General features: G+C 65.3%; 22 protein-coding genes. 19 read left to right on the top strand and 3 right to left on the bottom strand.

What is annotated here, in order from left to right:
- Positions 1-13 precede the first annotated feature (13 nt).
- Positions 14-946 (top strand): diaminopimelate epimerase, encoded by a 933-nt coding sequence (gene dapF, locus CKW39_RS02975; RefSeq protein WP_371514558.1) that lies wholly within the window; start codon positions 14-16, stop codon positions 944-946.
- A 133-nt stretch (positions 947-1,079) separates the two neighbouring features.
- On the opposite strand, the gene CKW39_RS02970 is transcribed toward dapF, so the two are convergent.
- Positions 1,080-1,703, bottom strand: coding sequence for a class I SAM-dependent methyltransferase (locus CKW39_RS02970; protein ID WP_095796697.1), 624 nt, complete (start codon positions 1,701-1,703; stop codon positions 1,080-1,082).
- 86 nt (positions 1,704-1,789) lie between these two features.
- Between CKW39_RS02970 and hflX the strand changes: the two genes are divergently transcribed.
- Positions 1,790-3,439 carry a GTPase HflX gene (hflX, locus tag CKW39_RS02965; RefSeq protein ID WP_095796696.1) on the top strand — a complete coding sequence of 550 codons (1,650 nt, stop codon included), beginning with the start codon at positions 1,790-1,792 and terminating at the stop codon, positions 3,437-3,439.
- A gap of 2 nt (positions 3,440-3,441) precedes the next feature.
- A complete protein-coding gene (locus CKW39_RS02960; protein WP_095796695.1) occupies positions 3,442-5,502 on the top strand; it encodes an ATP-dependent DNA helicase in 2,061 nt (686 codons plus the stop codon).
- Between the two features lie 164 nt (positions 5,503-5,666).
- Here CKW39_RS02960 and lexA read toward each other — a convergent pair whose 3' ends face one another.
- Positions 5,667-6,416: a transcriptional repressor LexA gene (gene lexA / locus CKW39_RS02955; protein ID WP_095796694.1), complete on the bottom strand. Its 750-nt coding sequence runs from the start codon at positions 6,414-6,416 to the stop codon at positions 5,667-5,669.
- Positions 6,417-6,723: 307 nt separating this feature from the next.
- Here lexA and CKW39_RS02950 point away from each other — a divergent pair, with 307 nt between their 5' ends.
- From CKW39_RS02950 to CKW39_RS02925, 7 genes are all read left to right on the top strand, one after another.
- Positions 6,724-7,083: a LysM peptidoglycan-binding domain-containing protein gene (locus tag CKW39_RS02950; protein ID WP_095796693.1), complete on the top strand. Its 360-nt coding sequence runs from the start codon at positions 6,724-6,726 to the stop codon at positions 7,081-7,083.
- A gap of 37 nt (positions 7,084-7,120) precedes the next feature.
- Positions 7,121-8,224 carry a histidinol-phosphate transaminase gene (locus CKW39_RS02945; RefSeq protein WP_095796692.1) on the top strand — a complete coding sequence of 368 codons (1,104 nt, stop codon included), beginning with the start codon at positions 7,121-7,123 and terminating at the stop codon, positions 8,222-8,224.
- 117 nt (positions 8,225-8,341) lie between these two features.
- Entirely contained in the window at positions 8,342-8,959 is a 618-nt protein-coding gene (gene hisB, locus CKW39_RS02940) for an imidazoleglycerol-phosphate dehydratase HisB (protein WP_095796691.1), read from the top strand.
- Entirely contained in the window at positions 8,956-9,681 is a 726-nt protein-coding gene (hisH, locus tag CKW39_RS02935; RefSeq protein ID WP_238663217.1) for an imidazole glycerol phosphate synthase subunit HisH, read from the top strand. Before hisB ends, hisH begins: the two co-directional genes overlap by 4 nt.
- Positions 9,678-9,839 (top strand): hypothetical protein, encoded by a 162-nt coding sequence (locus CKW39_RS15525; protein WP_165189398.1) that lies wholly within the window; start codon positions 9,678-9,680, stop codon positions 9,837-9,839. The genes hisH and CKW39_RS15525 overlap by 4 nt, the downstream gene beginning before the upstream one ends.
- Before the next feature lie 73 nt (positions 9,840-9,912).
- Positions 9,913-10,662: a bifunctional 1-(5-phosphoribosyl)-5-((5-phosphoribosylamino)methylideneamino)imidazole-4-carboxamide isomerase/phosphoribosylanthranilate isomerase PriA gene (priA, locus tag CKW39_RS02930; RefSeq protein ID WP_095796690.1), complete on the top strand. Its 750-nt coding sequence runs from the start codon at positions 9,913-9,915 to the stop codon at positions 10,660-10,662.
- Positions 10,655-11,515, top strand: coding sequence for an SseB family protein (locus CKW39_RS02925; RefSeq protein WP_095796689.1), 861 nt, complete (start codon positions 10,655-10,657; stop codon positions 11,513-11,515). The genes priA and CKW39_RS02925 overlap by 8 nt, the downstream gene beginning before the upstream one ends.
- On the opposite strand, the gene CKW39_RS02920 is transcribed toward CKW39_RS02925, so the two are convergent.
- Complete coding sequence (locus CKW39_RS02920; protein WP_371514557.1) at positions 11,512-11,832, bottom strand: DUF1844 domain-containing protein; 321 nt, start codon at positions 11,830-11,832, stop codon at positions 11,512-11,514. The genes CKW39_RS02925 and CKW39_RS02920 overlap by 4 nt on opposite strands.
- Before the next feature lie 444 nt (positions 11,833-12,276).
- Between CKW39_RS02920 and infC the strand changes: the two genes are divergently transcribed.
- The 9 genes from infC (at position 12,277) to CKW39_RS02875 (ending at position 21,488) form a co-directional block, all read left to right on the top strand.
- Positions 12,277-13,305, top strand: coding sequence for a translation initiation factor IF-3 (gene infC, locus CKW39_RS02915; RefSeq protein WP_254049273.1), 1,029 nt, complete (start codon positions 12,277-12,279; stop codon positions 13,303-13,305).
- Positions 13,306-13,430: 125 nt separating this feature from the next.
- Positions 13,431-13,628, top strand: coding sequence for a 50S ribosomal protein L35 (gene rpmI / locus CKW39_RS02910; protein WP_016998296.1), 198 nt, complete (start codon positions 13,431-13,433; stop codon positions 13,626-13,628).
- Positions 13,629-13,723: 95 nt separating this feature from the next.
- Positions 13,724-14,110 (top strand): 50S ribosomal protein L20, encoded by a 387-nt coding sequence (gene rplT, locus CKW39_RS02905; protein ID WP_016998297.1) that lies wholly within the window; start codon positions 13,724-13,726, stop codon positions 14,108-14,110.
- Positions 14,111-14,118: 8 nt separating this feature from the next.
- Positions 14,119-15,039, top strand: coding sequence for an RNA methyltransferase (locus CKW39_RS02900; RefSeq protein WP_095796686.1), 921 nt, complete (start codon positions 14,119-14,121; stop codon positions 15,037-15,039).
- On the top strand, positions 15,036-15,635 hold the full coding sequence (locus tag CKW39_RS02895; protein WP_095796685.1) for a (deoxy)nucleoside triphosphate pyrophosphohydrolase: 600 nt from the start codon (positions 15,036-15,038) through the stop codon (positions 15,633-15,635). The genes CKW39_RS02900 and CKW39_RS02895 overlap by 4 nt, the downstream gene beginning before the upstream one ends.
- Before the next feature lie 2 nt (positions 15,636-15,637).
- Positions 15,638-17,131 carry a DHA2 family efflux MFS transporter permease subunit gene (locus CKW39_RS02890; protein WP_095796684.1) on the top strand — a complete coding sequence of 498 codons (1,494 nt, stop codon included), beginning with the start codon at positions 15,638-15,640 and terminating at the stop codon, positions 17,129-17,131.
- Positions 17,132-17,255: 124 nt separating this feature from the next.
- The gene (gene pheS / locus CKW39_RS02885) at positions 17,256-18,314 is read left to right on the top strand and encodes a phenylalanine--tRNA ligase subunit alpha (protein WP_095796683.1); all 1,059 of its coding nucleotides are present in this window, start codon (positions 17,256-17,258) and stop codon (positions 18,312-18,314) included.
- A gap of 2 nt (positions 18,315-18,316) precedes the next feature.
- Positions 18,317-20,872, top strand: a complete 2,556-nt coding sequence (gene pheT / locus CKW39_RS02880) for a phenylalanine--tRNA ligase subunit beta (protein WP_095796682.1) — start codon at positions 18,317-18,319, stop codon at positions 20,870-20,872.
- Positions 20,873-20,891: 19 nt separating this feature from the next.
- The gene (locus CKW39_RS02875; RefSeq protein ID WP_095796681.1) at positions 20,892-21,488 is read left to right on the top strand and encodes a hypothetical protein; all 597 of its coding nucleotides are present in this window, start codon (positions 20,892-20,894) and stop codon (positions 21,486-21,488) included.
- The last annotated feature ends 1 nt before the right edge of the window (position 21,489 follow it).

Here is a 21,489-nt window from a genome sequence, read left to right as displayed (position 1 = left end):
CGTGACTGAAACTGTGGATCGGGGAGTGAAGACCGTGGACTGGCGTGAATTGGTGAACCATGAAGTGGTAAAGGCCCACGGAACCGGCAACGACTTTGTGGTGTTCACGGATGAACACGGTGAGATCCCGCTGTCCGCGGACACCGTGGTGGCCGTGTGCGATCGTCATATGGGTCTTGGCGCGGACGGCGTGATTCGCGTGGTTCGTGCGAGTGAGCTGCCCGAGGGCCGGAAACTCACGGAGCAGGATCCCTCGGTCGAGTGGTTCATGGATTACCGCAACGCTGATGGTTCCATCGCGCAAATGTGCGGCAACGGTGTGCGCGTTTTCGTGGACCACATGGTTCGGGAAGGTCTCGTGGAGCTTCCCCAGGGATCGCAGCTGCGCATCGGCACCCGCGCGGGTGTGCGATCCGTGGCCCGCACCGAAGGCGGTTACGCCGTGGACATGGGGCCGTGGAGCTTCATCGCCGGTGAGGACGCCCGTGAAAAGGGCTCGGATGCCGTGGTCACGACCGACGGTTTGAGCGTCCCCCGCCCGGGGTTATCCATCAGCATGGGCAACCCGCACACCGTGGTGGCCCTGTCCGAGGAAGACAAGCTGGATCAGTTGGACCTTCGCCGAGCGCCATCGGTCTCGCCGGAACCCGAGGACGGCACGAACGTCGAGTTCGTGGTGCCCGTTGATCACGACGACACCGAGGTCGGCCGCATTCACATGCGCGTGTTCGAGCGCGGTGTGGGGGAGACCTATTCGTGCGGCACCGGCGCGTGCGCGGCCGCGGCGGCAACCCGCTTCTGGGGCGGCGCGGATGCACCGGACCGCTGGTTGGTGGAAGTCCCGGGCGGAGTGCTGTCCGTGACCTTCGTGCCCGCAACCGACGGCACCGAGCACGTGGTGCTGGCTGGACCGACTCGCGTGGTGGCCCGAGCCGTCCTGGCATAACGGGCTCCACCATCCGGAGGCCCCGGGATGTCGGACTGGGCCCGGCTCACCGCGTCGGTCCTAGGTCGCAAAGATCTGCGCCGGCTCTCGAGGCCGGTCCCGAGCTGCGGGACTATGGCCGGGAATGCCCGCGCTATCGCGCGCGTTCTACCGTGAGGATCCGGAAGCCCTTGTCCGTGGCAGCGCGTTCGATCGTGAACTCCTCGGCGTCCAGGACCGTGCCGAGCCAGCGCTGCAGTGAATCTCCGCCCAGGTTCTTCTGAACCACCAACCAGGCGGTGCCGCCCGGTGCCAGTCGGGGCAGCCACGTCAGCAGAATCTCGTGCAGTGCTTCCTTGCCCACGCGAATGGGCGGGTTGGACCACACGGTGTCGAACTGGCGATCCTGGGGAACGTCCTCGGGGCGGAAGGTCTCCACGTGGGACAGTCCGTGAGCCTCGGCGTTTCGGCGGGTGAGGTCAAGACTGCGGTCATTGACATCGACCGCCGTTACCGTGGCCTCCGGATCGGCCAATCCCATGGCCAGGGTCAACGGACCCCAGCCACAACCAATATCCAAGAAATGACGGCCGGTCGGATCGGGAACGTTGCGCAAGAGTGCGGCGGTTCCCTTGTCCAGATCACCGGGGGAGAACACTCCGGCGGCGGTCTGAACTCGCACTTCGCGACCGCGCAGGTCCACTGAAATCTGCCGGGGCTTCTCCGGCAGGGACGGATCGGTCACAAAGTAATGCGCACTGTGCGGTTCTGGGGCCATGGCTCCACATGCTATCGCTCAGCGCTCCGTGTCGGGGTGCAGCGATAGACTGAACGAATTACCAGCAGCTTGCAGATCAAGGAATTATGACTGAATCTCACCGCCCCGAAGACTCCCAGCACCGCGCGTCGGTGACACCGGGGGAACCCTCGGGCGCCGATCTCGAAGACGTCGTGGCCAGGGTTCTGGCTCGCGCCCACGCGCAGAAGGAACCCACCATTTTCCGCGACGGCGCTCAGGATGCCGCCGAACAGCGCCGCGACCCCCTGGGCCGCGCGCGCGAACTTCTCGACGAGGATCCGCAGTTCTCCGACGCCGACGGCGAGCAACAAGACCTTGCCGAACGTCATGCACTGCGCCGTGTCGCCGGTCTCTCCACCGAACTCGAAGACGTCACCGAGGTCGAATACCGTCAGCTCCGCCTGGAACGCGTGGTGCTCGCGGGTCTGTGGTCCGCCGGAACCCTAGCTGACGCGGAGAACTCACTCCGGGAACTCGCCGCGCTCGCAGAAACCGCCGGTTCCGAGGTCATGGATGGCATGCTCCAGCGCCGTGTGAACCCGGATCCCGGAACGTACCTGGGATCGGGTAAGGCGATGGAACTCCGGGACGTGGTCGCGGCAACCGGGGCGGACACCGTGGTCGTCGATGCTGAACTCGCCCCGTCCCAGCGCCGTGCGCTGGAAGACGTGGTCAAGGTCAAGGTCATCGACCGCACCGGCCTGATTCTGGACATTTTCGCCCAGCATGCCAAGTCCAAAGAGGGCAAAGCGCAGGTCGAACTGGCACAGCTGGAATACATGCTCCCCAGGCTCCGTGGTTGGGGTGAGTCGCTGTCCCGCCAGGCCGGTGGACGTGCGGCAGCCGGTGAGGGCATTGGCTCGCGTGGCCCCGGTGAAACCAAGATCGAACTCGACCGACGCAGGATCCGCCAGCGCATGGCTAAACTGCGCCGCGAGATCGAAGCAATGAAGCCCGCCCGCGAAACCAAGCGGCTCAACCGCAAGCGGTTCTCGGTGCCGTCGGTGGCCATTGCCGGATACACCAACGCCGGTAAGTCCTCACTGCTCAACCGGCTCACCGACGCGGGCGTGCTCGTGGAGAACGCGCTGTTCGCCACGTTGGACCCCACAGTGCGCAAGGCGGAAACCCCGGACGGGATCGGCTACACGCTCTCGGACACCGTGGGTTTCGTGCGTTCGCTGCCCACCCAGCTCGTCGAGGCCTTCCGCTCCACGCTGGAGGAAGTTGCCGATGCCGATGTCATCGTGCACGTGGTCGATGCCTCGCACCCGGATCCCGAGGGCCAGCTCAAGGCCGTCCGCGATGTCCTCACGGACGTGGGCGCAACCGACATTCCGGAGATCGTGGCGCTCAACAAGTCGGACGTCGCGGATCCCGTGGTGCTGGGCCGTCTGCTCAACCACGAGAGCCCGTCGGTTGCCGTCTCGGCTCGCACGGGCAAGGGCATCGAAGAACTCAAGCAGCTGATCTCTCGGGCGATCCCGCGCCCGGATCACGAGCTGGACCTGCTGATTCCCTATGTCCACGGTGAAGTCGTCTCGCGACTACATGCCCAGGACGCCGAGATTCTGAGCACGGAGCACACCGAGGACGGCACGCGCTTGCGCGTGCGCGTCCGGGGAAGCCTCGTGGCGGAACTCGAGGAGTACCGGCTTGGAGCGGCGTCGGCGGAAGATGCGCAGCCGGACGAAAACGGCGCGGACACCGCATAGGTATGGCAGACCCGTTCATTGACGAGACCGGGCGGGACATTTCGGACCTTCGGCCCGAAACCCTGCCCGGAGCCAAGGATTCGCTCGAGCTCCTCGACGCCGCCGTGACCGCCATGGGCGGGCAGAGGCGCGACGGGCAGCGGTTCATGGCGGCCAAGGTAGCCGAGGCCCTGGACACCCGCAAACACCTCTTGGTTCAGGCGGGTACGGGCACGGGTAAATCCCTGGCCTACCTGGTTCCGGTGTTCGAGCACGCCCAAACCGCAGATAAACCCGTGATCATTTCGACCGCGACTTTGGCGTTGCAGTCGCAGGTGACCGGTCGCGACGTGCCGCGGGTATTGGATGCGGTCGAGGAGCACCTGGAGCACCGGCCCAACGTGGCCCTGCTCAAAGGCCGCTCCAATTACGCGTGCCTGCACAAGATCGGCGGTGGGTACCCCACCGATGACGACGCCGCTCTGTTCAATCTCGCTGAACCGGCCGGTTCCGCTCGTGGCGGGGAGACGGCCGTGGGTAAGTTGGGCCAGCAGGTCAAGCGGTTGCGCGAATGGGTCGAGTCCACAGAGACCGGGGACCGGGACGACGTGCAGCCCGGCGTTTCCGATGCAGCCTGGCGTCAGGTCTCCGTGACCGCTCGTGAGTGCATCGGGCGCAAATGCCCGCTGATCGAGGAATGCTTTGCCGAGAAAGCACGGTTGGCCGCGGGCGAAGCGGACGTGGTGATCACCAACCACGCACTGCTGGCCATCAACGCCTTCGAGGGGTTGGCCGTGCTGCCCGAACACGACGTGGTGGTCGTGGACGAGGCTCACGAACTGCAGGACCGGGTCACGGGGGCCGTCACCGGTGCGTTGTCCGGTGCCGCGGTACGCGCGGCGGCGAGCGGCGTGCGTAAACACACCGCGGCCCCGCACGAGGACCTGGACAAGGCTGCGGATGCCTTCGACCGAGCTTTCAACGGCGATCCGAACGGACTGCTGCCGCGAGGATTCACCGAAGAGCAGGTCTACGCCGTGCGGGGAGTGCAGGACGCCGCACGTGCCGGATTGAGCGCGACCAAGGGTGACTCCAACGCGGAGGACGCGGGCCGTCATGCGGCGCGGTCACGGTTATCCGAGATTCTCGACACCGCTGATCGCATGCTCACGGCCAACACGGATCACGATGTCCTGTGGATCTCCCGTGTGGGGCGTTGGGAGCAGTCCTCCGGCTACGTGTCACCGGATGCCGGTGAACCGGCAACCCTCAATATCGCTCCGCTCAGCGTGGCGGGCGCGCTGCGAGAAGGACTCTTCGACGGCCGCACGGTGGTGCTGACTTCTGCCACGTTGGCCGTGGGGTCATCGTTCTCGTCCGTGGCCGGTGCCCTCGGTCTGCAGGGTGCGGGCGCTCCGCCGTGGCGCGGCGTGGACGTGGGAAGCCCGTTCAACTACCCCAAGCAGGGAATCCTGTACGTGGCCAGGCACCTACCCAAGCCGGGCCGGGGCCTGTCCTCGGAGCAGTTGGCTGAATTGGCCGAACTGCTCAAGGCCTCCAACGGTGGTGCCCTGGGGCTGTTCTCGTCCCGCCGCGCAGCGGAAGAGGCAACCGAGAAACTGCGCGAACTGATCGACACTGAAATCCTCTGCCAGGGGGAGGCATCCCTGCCGTCGCTGGTGAAGGACTTCACGGACGACCCCACCGCCAGTCTTTTCGGCACCATGAGCCTGTGGCAGGGCGTGGACGTGCCCGGGAATTCGTGTCGCTTGGTGGTCATCGACCGCATTCCGTTCCCGCGGCCTGATGATCCCCTGGGGACCGCCCGGACCAGGGCCACCGAACGTGCCGGTGGTAACGGCTTCATGGCCGTGTCCGCGACCCACGCCGCGGTGAAGCTCGCCCAGGGTGCGGGACGCCTGATCCGTTCCAGCAACGACCGCGGTGTGGTTGCCGTGCTCGATTCGCGATTGGCGACGGCGCGATACGGAACCTTCCTAACCAAGTCACTGCCGCCGTTGTGGCCCACCGCGGACAAGTCCAAGGTGCTGGGCGCACTGAAACGGCTCAGCAGCTCGCAGTAGTTCCGCAGCAGCATGGGGAGATGACGTTCAGACACGGGCGGAACGTGATCCTGCAGTCGCTGGGAGCCGTTTCCTTTTGGTGAACCCCCGAACGGAAACCGGCCCGGTAGGTGAATTCACCTACGGGCCGGTTCTTTCATGGTGAGTGGCTAATGGAGGATCCGTCAGAGGGACCGGAAAACCGATACAACCTTGCCCATCACCGTGGCGTGATCGCCCAGGATGGGCTCGTACTGGGTGTTCTGCGGCAGTAGCCAGGTGTGACCGTCACGCTGGCGGAAGGTCTTGACCGTAGCCTCGTCATCGAGCAGGGCCGCCACGATGTCACCGTTGAGCGCGGTGTTCTGCTGGCGCACCACGACCCAGTCACCGTCACAGATAGCGGCGTCGATCATCGAATCACCGGACACCTTGAGCATGAACAGGTCACCGTGACCGACGAACTCGCGCGGAAGTGAGAACACGTCTTCGACCGACTGCTCTGCCGTAATGGGGCCACCGGCCGCGATTCGTCCGACCAGGGGCACCGAAGCCATGGAGTCATCCGGGCTGGTGGTGGGCAACTGCGTGACGTTGTGCAGTGTGCCGTCCGAAGCCTTCGGAGACTGCTCGGCCGGTTCTGGCTCGCCCAGTTCCCGAGCCAGTTCGGCCTCCGAGAGCGGGCGCAGAACTTCCATGGCCCGAGGGCGCCGAGGGTCTCGGCGGATATAGCCAAGCTTCTCGAGCTGGCCCAATTGGTGGGTCACGCTCGATAGCGAGGCGAGGCCCACAATATCGCCGATTTCACGCATCGACGGGGGATAACCGCGCTCACCGATGGCTTGCTGCACCGCCCCCAGGATGGTTCCCTGACGCGCGGTCAATGGCCGCTGGGGTCGCGGGGACTCCGAACCGGAGGGGGAAGGTGTGCTCACGAGTTGGGGTCCTTTCACCGTTTTCCGACCGCGGGGTCAACCGCGACGTACTCCGTACCCGTCGAGTTCAATCCTGCCGCTTATGCGTGTCAGTGACGTTCGGTCAACTAGTACGGACGTTGCTTCAAGACTAGTGCGCCAAGAGTGAGGACTCAAACACATGTTCGATTTTTCTCTCGACAAGGTTCGTACACCCGTGCTAGAACTTAACGCAGATATTCGAAAACGTGTTCTAACGCCGGGGAAAGGGTTCGAACACCCTGCCGCTTCATCCCGCGGTCACCGGAAAGTTCACCAGGAGGTTGCCATGACCACACATATCTTGCCCACCAGCGCCCAGAGCTTCACTCGCGCGCCCAAGCTCAACCTGACCCGTCGCGGACGGTTCGTCTTCATCGGGCTGCCGCTCATTACGGGTGCCGCCGCACTCCTGGTGGTCGCGGTCATCTTCCTGCTTCCCTCCACCGTTCAGGCCAATACCGATCCCGTGGGTGAACCGGTAACCCACTCCGTGACCGTCCAGTCCGATCAGTCCCTGTGGGAGATCGCTTACGCGGCGGACCCGCAGCGCGACACCCGTGAGGTCATGGACGACATTGTGGAGCTCAACGGACTGGCATCCTCGGAACTGTCCGCCGGTCAGCTGCTGGAGATCCCCGCACGCTGAATCGTGTGAAGGCCTGCTCGGCGCTTAAGCTAGGGGAGTGAGCCAAAATCTCGATCGCCTAGAAGCCCTGCCCCTCCGTGAGAACCTGCGGGGCATGTCCCCGTACGGCGCACCCCAACTAGATGTTGCGGTTGCCTTGAACACGAACGAGAACACACACCCCGTTCCCCAGCCCGTGGTGGACGCCATCACCGAGCGTGTTTCGCGGGCCGCGGGTCAGCTCAATCGCTATCCGGATCGGGAATTCACGGAACTTCGCACGGCATTGGCCGCATACCTGGACCACGGACTGACCGCCGACAACCTCTGGGCAGCCAACGGTTCCAACGAGATCCTGCAGCAGATTCTGCAGACATTTGGTGGCCCCGGACGTTCGGTCCTCAGCTTCGTGCCGACCTATTCGATGTACCCCTTGCTGGCCTCCGGGACGGGAACCAAGTTCATCGCGGGTCAGCGCGCGGAAGATTTCACTTTGACGGCTGAGTCCGCCGCGAAGCAAGTACGTGAGCACAAGCCCGATGTGGTCATTCTGTGCTCGCCGAATAATCCAACCGGCACTGCGCTTGGCCTGGACGTGGTCGAAGCCGTGTACGAGGCCGCGGAAGAATCCAACTCCATGGTCATCGTGGATGAGGCCTACGCGGAGTTCGCCCGATTCGGCACTCCTTCAGCGCTCACACTGCTCGAGGGCCGCCCTCGCTTGATCGTCACCCGCACCATGAGCAAGGCCTTTGCGCTGGCCGGTGCCCGTTTGGGCTATTTCGCCGCGGCCCCCGAGGTCACGGATGCCATCCGTTTGGTCCGGTTGCCCTATCACCTCTCCGCCGTCAGCCAGGCGACCGCCCTTGCGGCGCTCGAACACAGCGATGTCCTGTTGAGCACCGTAGAAGACATCAAGATGCAGCGCGACCGAATTGTCGACGACCTCAAGCGCCTGGGTCTGGAACCGGCCGAATCTGATTCCAACTTCGTGTTCTACGGGGGCATGGAGAACGCCCAGCAGATGTGGCAGAACCTGTTGGATCAGGGCGTTCTGGTGCGCGACGTCGGAATCGCCGGCCACCTGCGCGTGACCGCAGGCACCGAGGACGAAACCACCGCATTCCTGGCCGCAGTGGAGAACTACCTGCAGCAGAAGTAATCCGCGGGTGGAGTCATCCACCCGTCATCCAGCGGGCCCGGCAGGCCCGCGCATTAGACTGAAGAGCGCCGCTGTTTCCGGCAGGCGCACGCAGAATTCGAGGAGTTACACCCCGTGATGTCCCCAACCAACTCACCTCGTACGGCCGTGGTGGAACGCGTAACCAGTGAATCCACTGTCCGCGTGGAACTGAACCTGGACGGCACCGGTCAGTCCAACATCGAGACCACCGTGCCCTTCTACAACCACATGTTGACGGCGCTGTCCAAGCACTCCCTGATCGACCTCAACGTTCAGGCCCACGGGGACACCGACATCGACGTGCACCACACGGTCGAGGACACCGCCATCGTGCTCGGTGACGCGTTCCTGAAGGCGCTCGGTGACAAGCGAGGCATCCGTCGCTTCGGTCAGGCCACCGTCCCGTTGGACGAGGCGTTGGCCTCGGCGGTCGTGGACGTGTCCGGCCGACCGTACGTGGTGCACACAGGCGAACCCGAAGGCCAGCAGTACCACTTGATCGGCGGTCACTTCACCGGCTCGATGACTCGCCACGTGTTCGAGTCCTTCGCCTACCACGCCCAGCTGTGCCTGCACATCGATGTCATTCGCGGTCGGGACCCGCACCACATCGTGGAAGCGCAGTTCAAGGCACTGGCCCGCGCACTGCGCGAGGCCGTGGAACGCGATGCCCGCATGGCTGACGCCATCCCGTCCACCAAGGGAGCTTTGTGAACCCCGGTAACGAACAGGTGTCCGAGACCGAACAGGCCCCGTGCGTCGTCGTTCTCGATTACGGCGCAGGCAATGTGCACTCGGCCGTGCGCGCACTGGAGGCCGCAGGAGCACGCGTGAAGCTCAGCGCCGATCCGCAGGACGTGATGGATGCCGACGGGCTCGTCGTCCCCGGCGTGGGTGCCTTCGCAGCGGTCATGGATGGACTGCGCTCCGTTCAGGCTCCCCGACTCATCGACCGTCGCCTCAGCGGCGGCCGACCCGTTCTGGGCATCTGCGTGGGCCTGCAGGTCATGTTCGATGAGGGTGTCGAACACGGTGAACGTTCGGAAGGCTTGGCCCAGTGGCCCGGAACCGTGGAGCGCCTGAACGCACCCGTGGTACCCCACATGGGTTGGAACACTGTGGAACCGCCGCAGGATTCGATCCTCTTCAAGGGCATTGAGAACGAGCGCTTCTACTTCGTGCACTCCTACGGTGTGCAGGACTGGAATTTCGATCAGACCATTGAGCGCATGAAGGCACCGGGCGTCACGTGGTCCGAGCACGGTGGCCCGTTCGTTGCGGCGGTGGAGAACGGCGCGCTGAGTGCGACGCAGTTCCACCCGGAGAAGTCCTCGGCCGCAGGCATTGCCCTGTTGCGCAATTGGCTCAGCACGCTGCCGCGCACCGGCCGCATGGCGGACCGTATGCCGGCGCGGGGCGCGGAGGTCGAAAAGTGACCTTCTCCATGCTGACCATGGTGCTGGGGGCGTTCTTCGCCGGTGGTGCCATTTCGTTCAAGCAACAGAAGAAACCGCTGTGGTCGGTGTTGCTCTTGGCGGCCATTGCCTTGGCGCTGATCATTTACGGCGCGTATTCCTGGTTCACGTCCGTGTAGTTCCCGCCGCGGCGTGGGTCGCGGCATCTTTCGTGCAGTCATTGAGCGGTATCCACCGCCGGTAAGGAGAACCATGTCTCAAGACACCACCCCCCGTTTGGAATTGTTGCCCGCCGTGGACGTGCAAGACGGCCAGGCCGTGCGTCTCGTTCAGGGTGAGGCCGGTTCCGAAACCGGGTACGGCGATCCCGTGGACGCCGCACTCATGTGGCAGGAGGCCGGGGCGGAATGGCTGCACCTGGTGGACCTGGACGCGGCGTTCGGTCGCGGTGACAACATCGACGTGCTGCGTCGCGTGGCCGAGCGGATCGAGATGAAGATCGAGATGTCCGGCGGTATCCGTGACAACGAATCCCTCGAGCGGGTTCTGTCCCTCAACCCCGCTCGCATCAACTTGGGCACCGCAGCCCTCGAGAATCCCGAGTGGACCCAGCGCGTGATTGCCGAGCACGGTGACGTGATCGCCGTGGGCCTGGACGTTCGCGGCACCACCCTGGCCGCGCGCGGCTGGACCAAGGAAGGCGGCGATCTCTGGGAGGTCCTGGATCGCCTCGAGGCCGACGGCTGCTCCCGTTACGTGGTCACGGACGTGACCAAGGACGGCACGCTCAAGGGCCCCAACGTGGACTTGCTGGCCGAGGTGGCCCGTCGCACCGACAAGCCCGTGGTGGCCTCCGGCGGCGTGTCCTCTCTTGAGGACATCGCTGCGCTGCGCGAACTCGTGCCCGTGGGCGTCGAGGGCGCCATCGTGGGAAAGGCCCTCTACGCGGGTAAGTTCACGCTGCCCGAGGCCCTCGACGTGGCCGGTCGCCCGAATGCCTGATAGCTCCGACTCTCGATCGTTGCCCGCGCACATCGCGGCGCAACTACGCTCGGCCGGCGGTAGCGAGGACACCGGCGGCCAGGCGTGGGAGGGTCGCAACCTGGGGGAGGGCACCAGTCACACGCACCTCTTCCCCGACGACGACGGCGCCGCGGCACCCGGGATTTCCGCCGCCTTGGCGGCGTGGCGAGAAGGGCGCGCCTCCGAAACGGATGTCGTTGCGGCACTGCCCGGTATCAGGGTCTTCGTGCCGATCGTGGCCGAGGTCACCCATTCTGAGATCACTGAACACGGTTTGGTGTCCGATAAGGAAGCTGACATGGCCCTGGTGAGTCTGCGCACCGCCGACGGCCGCAAGGCCCTGCCGGTGTTCACCGCTGTGAATGAGCTGTCCGCGTGGAACTCCGAGGCGCGACCCGTTGCGGTGGATATCCGCAAGGCAGCGCTGTCCGCGGTTCAGGACGGATCAGATCTACTGGTCGTGAATCCGGGTTCTGACCCGGCCTTCGTGGTGCGTCGTCCGGCGATGTGGTGCGTGGCGAAAGCTACGGCCTGGACGCCGTCGTACCTGGATTTCTCCGTGGACGACGCCGTTCTGCGTGCCGCCCTGGACATGGAGCACATTGTCTCCGCACGCACCGAGCCGGGCCCCGGAATCAATGGGAAGCGATCGGACGGGGCACTGCTGAACGGCGGCGCCACGGGTCCCGAACTCGTGATCGTGTTGCAACTGACTCCAGGACTGACCCAAGAAATGGTTCAGGCCACGATCGGCCAGTACCAGCAGAAGCTGGTCACCGAGCCGATCATGGCCGAGAACGTGGATTCCTTGGGGCTTCGCCTGACCGCTTAGCCGAACACCGGGCCGGTGAACTTTTCACCGGGGCCGGCGCCGGGGGCGTCCGGGAACGGGGATGCCTCACGGAAAGCTAACTGCAGGGACTTCAAACCGTCACGCAGGGGAGCCGCGTGCTGCGAGCCGATCTCCGGGGCGGCGGCGGTGACATAACCCGCCAGTGCGGTAATGAGTTTGCGGGCCTCATCGAGGTCCTTGAGTTCCTCGGCGTCGTCACCAGCGGCCAGGCCGCACTTCACGGCCGCGGCACTCATGAGGTGAACGGCGGCCGTAGTAATGACCTCGACGGCGGGAACTTCCGCGATGTCGCGCATCTGCTCGTTGACCGCCTCGACGGTCTCGTCGGGGGCGCCGTGTGCGCCGTGGCCCTGGGTGTTGTCGTCGAATTCGAAGCGCTCGTTGCGCGGTGCATCGGTCATGGATCTACTCTAAATCAGTCTGGCAACGCGGCGGCGCCGAGCAATATGTGCGGGTGGTGAGGCGATCATCACCTCCACGGTTCGCGCTCACGGCCGCCCATGCGCTAAACTATTTGGCAGTGTGCAAGTGGAGGTAACTCCCACCCGTGTCCGCCCGCGTCAAACCGGGTTGTAGGACTCCGGGTCAGTGACCGGAAATCCGAGATCCACGCCGTGAGGTGTGTGATCCATTCGTATTTCTGATGACAGTGTGGTTTCAACCTCCGCTCGCGCCTATCGCAGCGGAGGTTTTTTGTTGCGGTAGTTCATAGCAACGGGGAAACCCACGAACATCAGGAGATTGGCATTAGCGATCCACGTATCAATGACAGAATCCGTGTCCCGGAGGTCCGCCTTGTCGGACCCGGCGGCGAGCAGGTTGGCATCGTACGCGTCCAGGACGCACTGCGGCTAGCACGCGAATCGGATCTCGATCTGGTCGAGGTCGCACCCAACGCCAAGCCTCCGGTGGCCAAGCTCATGGACTTCGGCAAGTACAAGTACGAGGCCGCGGTCAAGGCTCGTGAGGCTCGCAAGAACCAGGCGAATACCGTGCTCAAGGAAGTTCGGTTCCGCCTGAAGATCGACACTCACGACTACGAGACCAAGGTCGGTCACGCCAAGCGCTTCTTGGGTGCTGGCGACAAGGTCAAGGCCATGATCCAGTTCCGTGGCCGTGAGCAGCAGCGCCCCGAAATGGGCGTCCGTTTGCTCGAGCGTCTCGCGGAAGATGTCGCCGAGGTGGGTGTGGTGGAAACCAACCCCCGCGTCGACGGTCGCAACATGGTCATGGTCATCGGTCCGCTGAAGAACAAGGCTGAGGCTCGCGCCGAGGCCCGTCGTCAGAAGCAGCGCGACGAGTCCAAGGCGGACAACGAGCGGAAGCAGCGGGTGGACACCTCCAAGGCTGCCCCCGTGACCCAGTCCATCGGGGATGCGTTCCCGGAGGAACTGCGGAGCAAGGCAACCGCTCCGGAGACCACGGAAGAAGCACCGGCTCAGAACACCGAGCAGGCCAAAGTTTCGGACCAGGCTGATACCAAGCCCGAGTCCACCGAGGTCGAGGCACCCAAGGCTGAACCCAAGGTTGTGGATGCTCCGGCCGTTGATCCCAAGATCGGTCAGGCTGCTCCGGCAGTGACCGAGACGGAGGAACAGGCGGAGAAGCGCACCGAGGAGGCTTCCACCGAGAAGCCCAAGGCGGCGGCGTCGTCGACCAAGCCCAAGGCGGCCGAGGAGAAGCCCAAGGCTGCTCCCAAGCCCGTCGCGGCCCCGAAGCCCGGTGCCCCCAAGCCCGGAGCTCCCAAGCCGGGTCCCGCTAAGCGCTGAGGCGCGCAGCATACAGTGAATTGACATCGTTGGGCGTGCAACACGCTCAACACAAGCGTGGCCGTCGCTTGCGAGCGGCGGCCCACCGGTGTGCGTCACCGGTTGAACCAAAGGAGACGGCCACCATGCCGAAGATGAAGACCCACAGTGGAGCTAAGAAGCGTTTCAAGCTCACCGGTTCGGGCAAGGTCAAGCGTCAGCAGGCCAACCGCCGCCACTACTTGGAGCACAAGTCTTCGCGACTGACCCGCCGCCTCGCGAGCGATCAGATCGTGAGCACCCCGGGCGAGGCCAAGGCCATCAAGCGGATGCTGGGCAAGTAAGCCAGCGCTAACCAAGTTTTGTGCCGTGAGAACGGCACTGTGAAGTTTGAGATTGTTCCGATCGCGATCGGAACCGAACCGTAAGGAGTACACACGTGGCACGTGTGAAGCGGGCGGTCAACGCCCACAAGAAGCGTCGTGAAATTTTGGAGATGGCCTCCGGTTACCGCGGACAGCGTTCGCGCCTGTACCGCAAGGCCAAGGAACAGGTGCTGCACTCGTACACCTACTCCTACAACGACCGTCGCAAGAAGAAGGGCGATTTCCGTCGCCTGTGGATCCAGCGCATCAACGCTGCTTCCCGCGCCAACGGCCTGACCTACAACCGTTTCATCCAGGGCCTGAAGGCCGCTGAGGTTGAGGTGGACCGTCGCATGCTGGCTGAGCTGGCTGTCAACGACGCCAACGCTTTCGCCGCTCTGGTCAAGGTTGCCAAGGACGCACTGCCGGAGGACACCTCCGCACCGCGCAACGCTGCCTGATCAGGTTCGTGAACTTCACCGAGCGCCTGGGAGACCGGCTGCTGTCCAACACCCGTTCCGATCGGGTTCGTGACGTAGCCGCGTTGACCAGGCGCTCGGTTCGTTCCAAGCGCGGAGTGTTCCGCGCCGAAGGCCCCCAGAACGTGCGCGAAGCACTGCGGCTGGCCCTCTCTGACATGCCACCGCCCGGATTGCCGGGACTTGAGGCTGTCTATGTCACCGAGGCGGAGCTGGAGCGACACCTGGACATCGCCGCTGATCTGGAAGCGGTGTCCGAACGCGGGGGAGTGTTCATCCGCGCGGTCAGCCCCGAGGTGCTCGCGGCCATGACCGACGCCGTCACGCCGCAGGGAATGCTGGCCGTGTGCTCCCTCCCCTCCCTCACACTTGATGCCGCGCTGGCGCGGGCCGAGCTGGCCTGCGTGCTCGTGCGCGTCCAGGACCCCGGTAATGCCGGAACGGTCGTGCGCGCCGCGGATGCCGCCGGCGCCCAGGCTGCCGTGTTCACCTCCGGCAATGTTGATCCGTTCAACCCCAAGGCCGTGCGATCCTCGGCCGGTTCGCTGTTCCACGTCCCGGTTGTCACGGGCGCAGAGATGGCCGAGATTGCCGACACCGCCCAGTTGGCCGGCCTGGGGATTCTTGCCGCGGACGGTTACGCGTCCGTGTCGGTCGATGATCTTGCCGACGCCGCTCTGTTGCGTTCCGCGGGCGTCTCACCTTCCGACGATGCCGCTTACGACCTGTCCCGGCCCACCGCATGGCTGTTCGGCAATGAGGCGCAAGGCCTGACCGAGGACGAAAAAGACCACGCCGATCTGGCCGTGGCCGTCCCGCTCTACGGGGCCGCAGAATCACTCAACGTAGGCACCGCAGCAACGGTGTGCCTGTATTCGTCGGCGCGTGCGCAGCGCCGCGCCCACTCATGACCACCGCGTCCGCGCAGGATCCGCTCACGCGGGTCACCGGCGCGGCCATCCTCGACAGCTCTGCAGCGCCCACGCGATTGCTGGTGGCCCAACGCGCCTACCCAGAGAAGTTGCGTGGTCTGTGGGAGTTCCCGGGCGGGAAACAAGACCCCGGCGAAGGCGCTGAGGAAGCGCTCGTTCGGGAATGCGGCGAGGAACTCGGCGTGACCGTCCGCCTGTTGGACGAAGTCCCCGCTCCGAACCCGGAGGGCTGGCCCCTCAAGGGAACCGCCGTGATGCGTGTCTTCACCGCGGTGGTCACCGATGACCGTGAGCCCGCCGCGGGGGAGGACCATCTGCAACTGCGCTGGGTAGCCCTGGATAACCCCGCAGCGATTCTCGATCTCGACTGGATCCCCGCGGACCTGCCCATAGTCCGGGCACTGCTCGAGCAACTCGCGGTGGTCGGATCGACCACCGCCGGACCCGAGAACTCAGGTGTGGGCACAGCGCTGTCGGGCCCATTGATCGCCGACGCCGCCCACACCGGTGCCCCAGTCACCGGCACCGCAGACACCGGCGTCCCCCGCTCCAGAACCTCCCACAGCGGACGCTGATCATGGCGCAGCACACCGAGACGCGCCGCGACCCCGCCGCGTGGAGCGCCCTGTGGGCCATGGTCCTGGGGTTCTTCATGATCCTGGTGGACGCCACCATCGTCTCTACCGCGGTCCCAGCCATCATGGCGGGGCTCAACGCTCCCATTGGGGGAGTATTGTGGGTGACCAGCGCCTACCTCCTGGCCTATGCGGTACCGCTGTTGATTACCGGGCGACTGGGCGATCGTTTCGGTCCGCGCACCATGTACCTGCTGGGGCTGTCGATCTTCACCCTGGCGTCCCTGTGGTGCGGGTTCGCCGGGAGTCTCGAAAGTCTCGTGGCCGCCCGCGTGGTCCAAGGGCTCGGCGCGGCCATCCTCACGCCGCAGACCATGTCCGTGATCACCCGGATGTTCCCGAGCGAAACCCGCGGCACCGCCATGGGCATCTGGGGCGCCACGGCCGGTATCGCCACGCTGGTAGGACCGCTCCTGGGCGGCGTACTCGTGGACCTGGCCGGTTGGCAGTGGATCTTCTGGGTCAACGTTCCGGTCGGAATCTACGCTCTGTGGCGCGCGGCCAAGTACCTCCCGCGTTTCGAACGTCGCAGCCATTCCCTCGACATCCCCGGTGTTGTGCTCTCCGGTGTGGGCCTGTTCCTCATCGTGTTCGGCGTGCAGGAGGGTCAGAACTACGGGTGGTCCACCGTGGTCGGTCCCATTACGATCCCCGTGGTCATCGGAACCGGTGTGGCCGTGATGATCACGTTCGTCGCGTGGCAGGCCAAGAACCGCGCCGAGCCGTTGGTCCCGCTCGCGCTGTTCCGCGACCGTAATTTCTCGCTGGCCAACGTGGCGATCGGCGCGGTCAGCTTCACCGTGAACTCCATGATCATTCCCGCGATGCTCTACTTGCAGCTCGTCCGGAATCTCGATCCCACGGTGGCGGCGCTCAGTTATGCCCCCATGTCGCTGCTGTCCGCGATCCTGGCTCCGCTCGTGGGACGGTCGCTGACCAAGCGCACTCCGCGATCCCTTGCGCTCCCGGGACTCATCATCATGTCGCTCTCGCTGGCGGCCTACGCTTTTGCACTGCGCGTGGATACGCCCATTTGGTTGTTGGCCGTCATGACCCTGGGTATCGGACTGGGCAGCGCCATGGTCTGGTCCCCGGTTTCGATCGCGGCCACCTCCAATCTCCGTCCCGACCGCGTGGGCGCCGGCTCCGGGGTGTTCAACACCACGCGCCAGGTAGCCGCCGTCCTCGGCGCAGCCATGGTCGCCGTCCTGCTGCAAGCGCGACTGGCCGCGAATCTGCCGGAAGGTGCGGGGACGACGTCGCTCGCGGCGTCATCGAGCGCGGGTGGGCTACCCGAGGCGCTCCAGGAAGGCTTTGCCGCCGCGGTGACCCAAACCCTGCTGCTCCCGGCCGCCGTTCTGCTGCTGGGCGCGATCGCCGCCGCGTTCTTCACCCCGCCGCGCTGGTGGGGCGAGCCCGAGACGGAGAGCCGCTAGTCGATCCACTAGACTGGATCTGCCCGCACCGTGATCGCTGCGGGCATTTACACGGGGACCGCGGCGCCGTCGCTGACGCCGGGCCTCCCGCTGAACCCGTCCGCGAGCAGGAACGCGAGAAACCATGTCCGAACCCACATCGTCCATCGAGGTGGACCCCACTGACGAAGCCGGGGTCACCTCAGCCGTAGAACGCGCGCTCGCCGAGATCGAGACAGCTTCCGACCTCGACGAGCTGAAGGTCGTGCGACTGGTCCACACCGGTGAGAAGTCACCACTCGCGTTGGCCAACCGCAAGATCGGTGGCCTGGACAAGGCCCAGAAGGCTGTTGCAGGCAAGCTCGTCGGCCAGGCCCGCGGCCGCGTGAACAAGGCTGTGGCCGCGCGCACCTCCGTGCTCGAGGAAGAGCGCGACGCCCGCATCCTTGTGGACGAGGCCGTGGATGTCACCGCCGCGACCCGCCGCACGCGACTGGGCGGACGCCACCCCCTAACCAACCTGATGGACCGAATCGGCGACGTGTTCGTGGGCATGGGCTGGGAGATCGCGGACGGCCCCGAGCTCGAACACGAATGGTTCAACTTCGACTCGCTGAACTTCAAGCCGGACCACCCGGCCCGCCAGCTGCAGGACACGTTCTTCGTGGACCCGCCGTCCTCGCACCTGGTCATGCGCACCCACACCTCACCCGTGCAGATGCGCTCGCTGCTGGAGCGCGAGCTGCCGGTGTACGTGGTGTGCCCGGGCAAGACCTACCGCACGGACGAGCTGGACGCGACCCACACCCCGGTGTTCCACCAGGTGGAGGGCCTCGCCGTGGACGAGGGTCTGTCCATGGCCGACCTCAAGGGCACGCTCACGCACTTCGCGCGAGTGATGTTCGGTGAAGAAGCCCAGATCCGATTGCGCCCCAATTACTTCCCGTTCACCGAACCCTCCGCCGAGCTGGACGTGTGGCACCCCACCGCCAAGGGTGGCCCCCGTTGGATCGAGTGGGGCGGCTGCGGCATGGTGCACCCCAACGTGTTGCGTGCGGCCGGTATCGACCCCGAGCGGTACTCGGGCTTCGCGTTCGGCATGGGTATCGAGCGGACCCTGATGTTCCGCAACAACGTCCCGGACATGCACGACATGGTCGAGGGCGACATCCGTTTCAGCGAGCACTTCGGGATGGAGATCTAATCATGCGAGTTCCTTTGTCATGGCTGCGCGAGTACGCGCCCGTACCCGAGAACGCAACCGCCGAGGACGTCCTGGCCACGCTGGTCAAGGTGGGCCTCGAAGAAGAAGACATTCACCGCCCCACGGACGAGCTCTCCGGGCCCATCGTGGTGGGCCAGGTGCTCACTATGGAGCCGGAAACCCACTCCAACGGCAAGACCGTGAACTGGTGCACTGTGCGCGTGGTTCCGGAAGGCCAGGAGCAGACGCTGACCGGCAAGGGCATCGACCCGTCCGGTGTGCAGGGCGTGATTTGCGGTGCCCATAACTTCACCGTGGGCGACAAGGTCGTGGTGACCCTGCCCGGTGCCGTGCTGCCCGGCGACTTCAAGATCTCCGCGCGCAAGACCTACGGTCACACCTCCGCCGGCATGATCGCCTCGGTGCGTGAACTGGGCATCGGTGATGATCACGACGGCATCCTGGTGCTCTCCACCCTGGGCCTGGACCCGGAACTGGGTTCGGACGCCATGGAACTGTTGGGCCTCTACGACTCCGCCGCCGAGATCAACGTGACCCCGGATCGCGGGTACGGCTTCTCGCTGCGCGGTGTGGCCCGCGAGTACTGCCATGCCACGCGCTCACCGTTCACAGACCCCGTGGCCGAGCTGGCCGCAAAAGTGCCCGCCGCGAACGACTCGGGCTTCTCGGTTACGCTGGCCGACGACGCCCCGATCAACGGACGCGAGGGCTGCACCCGGTTCGTGACCCGCGTGGTCGAGGGCGTGGATGCGACCGCGCCCACCCCGCCGTGGATGTCGTCCCGCTTGCGCTTGGCCGGGATTCGTTCCCTGAGCCTTCCCGTGGATATCTCCAACTACGTGATGCTCGAATACGGCAACCCGATCCACAACTACGACCTGGACAAACTCCAGGGCGGCATCACCGTGCGTCGGGCCCAGCAGGGCGAGAAACTCACCACGCTGGATGACAAGACCCGCAAACTCGACTCCGAGGATCTGCTCATCACGGACGAGTCCGGTCCCGTCGGCATCGCCGGTGTCATGGGTGGTGCCACGACCGAGGTCTCGGACTCCACCACACGCATTCTTGTGGAGGCCGCGCGTTTCGATGAGATCTCGATCGCCCGTACCGCGCGTCGCCACAAGCTGCCGTCGGAGGCGTCCAAGCGCTTCGAACGCGGTGTGGACCCGCAGGTCGCCCCGGTGGCCGCTCAGCGCGTGGTCGATCTATTGGTCGAACTTGCCGGCGGCACCGACACCGGTGCGGTGACCGACGTCGATCAGACCGTGGCTCCCGAGTCCATCGACCTGCCCGCGGGATACGCCGAGGCCCGCGTGGGCGTGGACTACTCGCCCGAAACCATCGAGCACTCGCTGGGCGAGATCGGTGCCGAGGTCCTCGAGACCGCGGACGGCTGGACGGTCACCCCGCCCACATGGCGCCCGGACCTGAGCGACAAGGAAGACCTGGTCGAGGAGATCGCCCGCCTGGACGGGTACGACAAGATCCCCGATCGGCTTCCGGTTGCGCCTCCCGGTCGCGGGTTCACCCGCTGGCAGGCCGCACGACGCCGCGTGGCCAACTCTCTGGCCGCAGCCGGCCTGACCGAGGTGCTCAGCTACCCGTTCGTCTCCCAGGACGAGAACGACCTGTGGGGCTCGGCGTCGGAAGGCACGACCGTCGAGTCGGTCAAGCTCGCCAACCCGATCAGCGAGGCCAAGCCGTTGCTGCGGGTCAGCATCCTGCCGGGCCTGCTCGAGGTGCTCAAGCGCAACCACTCCCGCGGTTTCCGTGACCTCGCGTTGTTCGAATCCGGTCACGTGTTCCTGCCCGAGGGCTACACCCCGGACACCCAGCCCATCCCGCCATTGGGCGAACGCCCCTCGGAAGACGACTTGGCGCGCCTCAACGCGGCCATTCCCGATCAGCCGCGCAAGCTCGCTGCGGTGTTCACGGGCAACGACGCCGCCGCGGGACCCTGGGTAGCGCCGCGTCGCCTGGATTGGCAGGACGCCTTGGACTCCGCCATGCTCGCCGCGGATGTGCTGGGTGTGGAACTCACGGTCACGCAGGGCCAGCACCAGGCCTTCCACCCGGGACGTACCGCCACCCTGAGCACCTCTGACGGTGCGGTCATCGGTGTGGCCGGCGAACTGCACCCCAAGCTCGTGGCGGCACAGAACCTGCCGGAACGCACGTGCGTCATGGAACTGGACCTTTCGGCGTTGATCGAACGTGAGATCCCGTCCGTGGTGGCCGAGTCGATCTCGGGATACCCCGCAGCAACGCAGGACGTGGCGCTCGTCGTCGATCTGGATCTCCCGGCGGCTGAACTCTTGGCGACCGTGGAAAGCGGTGCCGGGGAGCTGCTGGAATCGGCCAACGTGTTCGACGTGTACTCGGGTACCGGTGTGGAGGACGGGAAGAAGTCCGTGGCCATTGCCATGCGATTCCGAGCTTCGGACCGTACCCTGACCGCCGACGAAGCATCAGAGGCCCGCACCGCGGCCGTGGCCGCTGCTGAAGCCGCTCACGGCGCGCAACTGCGTGGCTGACACATCAGAAGGAGAATCGTTGTCACACGACGCCCAGGAGTTCTTTGATTTTGACGAGCAGGAGCCTCCCCGGCGCAGCAGGGCCGGCGGTTGGCGGATCGTCCTGGTCGTGCTCGTGGGCGTCGTGGTGTCACTGATTTTCGCCGTCGCGTCGCTGCTGGCCTTCGACAAGGCCGGCCGACTGGCGGACTGGGCCGGGAATTCCATGGTGGTCTCTGGTTCCTACCAGACCATGACCCACGATCTGGTCACCAAGGATTTCAACGGCATTTACGCGGGCATCATGCCCGACAACGAGCTGCTGAAGGACCACCCGTTCGACAACGGGTTGAACGACCCGGTCAAGGCCGAGGTAGGGGATCAGATCACGTTCCGCGGGTCCGAGACCGGGCAGCAGGACTCGGACTTCCCGGAGGCCGTCGATGCGCTGCTGGCCGTTGAAGACGGTCAACTACGCGTCATGGAAACGGATGAGCCCGGTAGCTACGGTGAGGGCATCACCGATTCCACCGTGACGGGTCAACGCGTGAAGGCCATTGGGTTGGCCGGTCTGACACTGTTGTCCCTGGCGGGGACGGTCTGGGGAGTGCGCGCGGTCAACCGCCACGCACACTGAC

This window comes from Kocuria sp. WRN011 (genome assembly GCF_002295155.1).
GTDB lineage: Bacteria > Actinomycetota > Actinomycetes > Actinomycetales > Micrococcaceae > Kocuria > Kocuria carniphila.
This window is presented reverse-complemented; position numbering and strand designations above follow the sequence as displayed.